Annotated in this window: 4 protein-coding genes; 3 read left to right on the forward strand and 1 reads right to left on the reverse strand. The window is 56.8% G+C overall.

What is annotated here, in order from left to right; translation table 11 throughout:
- Both VGK48_11405 and gltX read left to right on the forward strand, forming a co-directional pair.
- A partial coding sequence (locus VGK48_11405) for a DegT/DnrJ/EryC1/StrS family aminotransferase (protein HEY2381774.1) occupies positions 1–462 on the forward strand: 462 nt, incomplete at its 5' end.
- A 114-nt stretch (positions 463–576) separates the two neighbouring features.
- A complete protein-coding gene (gene gltX / locus VGK48_11410; GenBank protein ID HEY2381775.1) occupies positions 577–2130 on the forward strand; it encodes a glutamate--tRNA ligase in 1554 nt (517 codons plus the stop codon).
- 6 nt (positions 2131–2136) lie between these two features.
- On the opposite strand, the gene VGK48_11415 is transcribed toward gltX, so the two are convergent.
- Positions 2137–2529, reverse strand: a complete 393-nt coding sequence (locus VGK48_11415) for a BlaI/MecI/CopY family transcriptional regulator (protein ID HEY2381776.1) — start codon at positions 2527–2529, stop codon at positions 2137–2139.
- Positions 2530–2646: 117 nt separating this feature from the next.
- On the opposite strand from VGK48_11415, the gene VGK48_11420 reads away from it, so the two are divergent.
- Positions 2647–3013, forward strand: a 367-nt coding sequence (locus VGK48_11420; GenBank protein ID HEY2381777.1) for a hypothetical protein, incomplete at its 3' end; no start/stop codon positions are given.

Genomic DNA, 3013 nt, shown 5'->3' on the forward strand with positions numbered 1-3013 from the left:
CGCAATCACGGTTTCAAGACGAAATATCACAATGAGATTCTCGGCGGGAACTTCCGTCTCGATGAAATCCAGGCCGCGGTGCTCCGCGTGAAGCTGAAATATCTGGACGCGTGGACCGAGGGGCGCCGGCGGAATGCGGGAATCTATCGCGATGCGTTGAAGAGTGTCCCCTCGATATCGTTGCCCGGCGAGGTTCCCGGTGGCCGGCACATTTTCAATCAGTTCGTCATTCGCAGCGCTAATCGCGATGCGCTGATGACGCGGCTGAAAAAGCAGGGGATTGGTTGCGAGATCTACTATCCCGTTCCGTTGCATCTGCTCCCGTGCTTCGCGTCTCTCGGCTACCATCCCGCAGATTTCCCCGTCAGCGAAATGGCTTCGCAACAGACTCTGGCGCTTCCGATATATCCGGAACTGACGCCGGAAATGATTGGCCGGGTTGCGGCCACAATTGCCCGCTGAACCATCGGGCGAAGGGAAGAAACCACAAGAAGCACAAGGGACACAAGAAAAACCGATTTTCGTGCCCCTTGTGCTTCTTGTGGTTCCTTCCCTATATCGACATACTCTAGGTTTATGGTTCGAACGAGGTTTGCTCCCAGTCCTACTGGATTTCTTCACATCGGCGGTGTTCGCACGGCGCTTTTCAATTGGCTGTTCGCCCGCCGGCATGGCGGGCAGTTCATCCTGCGCATCGATGACACCGACCAGCAGCGCAATGTGAAGGAGGCGCTCGAACCGATACTTCACGGTTTCCGCTGGCTCGGCCTCGATTGGGACGAGGGTGCTGAAACCGGCGGGCCGCATGGACCTTATTATCAGTCGCAAAAGCTTCCGCGTTATCAGGAGGCCGTGCGGCAGTTGGTGGCTTCCGGCCATGCCTACTGGGATTTCGCGACAGAAGAGGAAATGAAGTCCGAACGCCAGGCGGCCGAAAATGAGAAGCGCCAGTTTCGCTACAGCCGCCGCTGGATGGCGGAAAGTGAAGCGGCCCGCAACCGCTACGAATCGGAAGGACGGAAAGGCGTTGTCCGCCTGAAGATGCCGCGAGAAGGCAAATGCGTTTTCGACGATCATGTGCGCGGCCGTGTCGAAGTCGAGTGGGCGCAGGAGCCCGACCATGTCATCCAGCGCGCCGATGGCTCGGCGCTCTACAATCTCGCAAACGTCGTCGATGATTACGACATGCGGATCACGCACGTTATCCGCGCCTCCGAGCACCTTTCCAATACGCCGCGGCAGATCTTTATCGCCCAGGGCCTGAACTTTCGCCCGCCCGAGTACGCGCATGTTCCATTCGTCGCCGAACCGGGAAGCAAGAACAAGCTCAGCAAACGGAAGATCGCGGATTACCTCAAGAACCATGAGTTCCGCAAACTTTACGATCACGGTGAGCGGATCGCCCAGGCTATGGGGCTGCAAATCGCTGCAGAGACGTTCAATCCGGTAATCGTCGACTTCTATGAGCAGGTGGGTTACCTGCCCGATGCGATCGTCAACTATCTGCTGCTTATCGGATGGTCGCTCGACGACAAAACCGAATTCTTTACACGCAGAGAAATGATTGACAACTTCTCGCTCGAACGCATCAATCGCGCGCCGGCGAGCTTCGACGCCAAGAAGCTGTTTGCATTTCAAGAGCGCTACATGAATCTTCTCGGCCCCGATCAGAAGACCGAAATGGTTATGCCCTATCTGAAAAAGGCGGGCCTGACGGCCGATCCGCTGAAAGTGAAGCAGATTGCCGCAGCCGCCGCGGATCGCATTAAAGTGGCGGGCGACATTGTCGACTATGCCGGCTTCTTCATTTCCTCCGGCCAATTAACGTACGACGAAGCCGCCTTCGACAAGCGGTTGCGGACTCCTCCCGAAGCGGCAGGGCTGCTGAAAAAATTCGCAGAGCGGCTGAGAACGCTTGAGCCGTTTGACGCCCCGTCGATCGAGAAGGAATTGCAGGACTTCGTGCAGGCGGAAGGCGTCGGACACGCGCAGATCATCCACGGCCTTCGCCTGGCGGCGACGGGGAAAACCGTGGGCTTCGGACTCTTCGATACTCTCGCGATCCTGGGCAGGGCCGAGTGTCTGCGGAGAATCGAGCAAGCCCTCAGCCGGATCTCTGCCGGTAATTAGTCTTAACTATTTCCGGACCCCTTTTCGGGCCTTTTCGACGACTTCGGCAATTCTGTCGAGTTCCTCGCGCGAAATGTGGCCGCCTTCGGTTCCCAGGAGCGCCACCACGACTTTGTGCACCGACCCTTCGAAGAAGGTGTCGATCATATGCCGCAGCGCAGACTGCCGTACTTCGTGACGCGGCACGACCGGGATGTAGACATAACGCAGGCCCTGTTCTTCGTGGCGCACATGACCCTTATCTTCGAGTACACGGAGCTGCGCCCGCACGGTCGAGTAGTTCGGCTCGCCCGTGAGATCCTCCATGACCTCGCCGGCACTCGCCCGGCCCAGCCGGTAAAGGATGTCCATGATTTCTCTCTCCCGGCGGGTGAGGCTGATCTGGGCCGTCTTCGGCATGTGATTGTTATAGCAGATGTGCTAGACAACTAGCATTAAATCCGTGCTTTTCGTGGGCCCTTATGTGCCCTTTATGGCTATTCCCGATCCTGTGCAAAGCGGAGTAAAATTATCGGCGTGAAAAGTATCGTCGCTTTTTTGGTGCTCTTCCTCGCGGCTTCGGCAGTCTTTATCAGTCAGGTTTCTCAAACGGTTCCACTCAACGATCCGGTAACGAAACTCTCCAGGCAGATCGATCGTGGCGAAGCGGCGCTCGATTACAGTTCCGGCGGGTGGGGATATCTCCCCAGCCTCCTGAAGCATCTGGATCTCGATATCGATTCCCAGATCCTGGTGTTTTCCAAGACCAGTTTTCAGCTGACCAGGATTTCGCCGAAGACTCCTCGGGCTCTTTTTTTCAACGACAACGTTTCAGTGGGTTCTGTTCAGAACGGCACGGTATTCGAGCTGATTTCGGCCGATCCCGTTCAAGGTCTCATCTATT

The organism is Terriglobia bacterium, from assembly GCA_036496425.1.
Classification (GTDB): domain Bacteria; phylum Acidobacteriota; class Terriglobia; order 20CM-2-55-15; family 20CM-2-55-15; genus 20CM-2-55-15.